Origin of the sequence: Stenotrophomonas terrae (assembly GCF_001431465.1) — a bacterium.
Taxonomy (GTDB): domain Bacteria; phylum Pseudomonadota; class Gammaproteobacteria; order Xanthomonadales; family Xanthomonadaceae; genus Stenotrophomonas; species Stenotrophomonas terrae.
On the sequence record NZ_LDJJ01000137.1, the window covers coordinates 1 to 643 of the forward strand.

Sequence of the window (643 nt, forward strand, 5' to 3'; positions counted from 1 at the left end):
GGTGGCGCGCCAAACCACATCAAGGCGTGTCAGAGGCGTACTCGTAGTAAGCGTAGCTGTGGTAGCCGGTCTTGCGCTTCTCCACTGCGTTGAAGATGGCGCCCTTTACCTGCACCCCATTCTGCTCGAAGCGCTTCATCGCCAAGCGAATCTCCTTGGGATGATTGACGCCAAAGCGGGTCACCATCAGCGTCGAGCCGGCGTGCTTGGCAACAATCACCGCATCTGTCACTGCCAACACGGGCGGCGTATCGATGATGACCAGATCGTAGTTGCGCTCAAGCTCTTCCAGTATCTGGGCGAAGCGCGGGTGCATCAGCAACTCCGAAGGGCTGGGCGGAACTTCGCCACGCCCGATGTAATGCATGCCATCCAACCCCGGTGCAGTACTGATTGCAGCGTTCAGCTCGACCTTGCCAGCCAGTACGTCCGACAGGCCAGCCGAATGCGCCGCACCCAGCACCTTGTGCAAGGTGCCTCTGCGCATATCGGCATCCACAACTATCACCTTCTGCCCAGCTTGGGCGATCACCGCCGCAAGATTGGCCGCGATGAAGGTCTTGCCGATCCCGGGCCGCGGGCCCGACACCACCAGAATATTGTTCTTGGCCTCCATCATTGCGAAATGCAGGCTGGTGCGCAG

1 protein-coding gene is annotated in these 643 nt (G+C 60.0%); it reads right to left on the reverse strand.

Annotated elements, in window-relative coordinates; genetic code table 11:
- Positions 1-19 precede the first annotated feature (19 nt).
- Positions 20-643 (reverse strand): polysaccharide biosynthesis tyrosine autokinase (locus tag ABB27_RS19100; protein ID WP_152984707.1); only part of this gene is annotated, 624 nt, incomplete at its 5' end.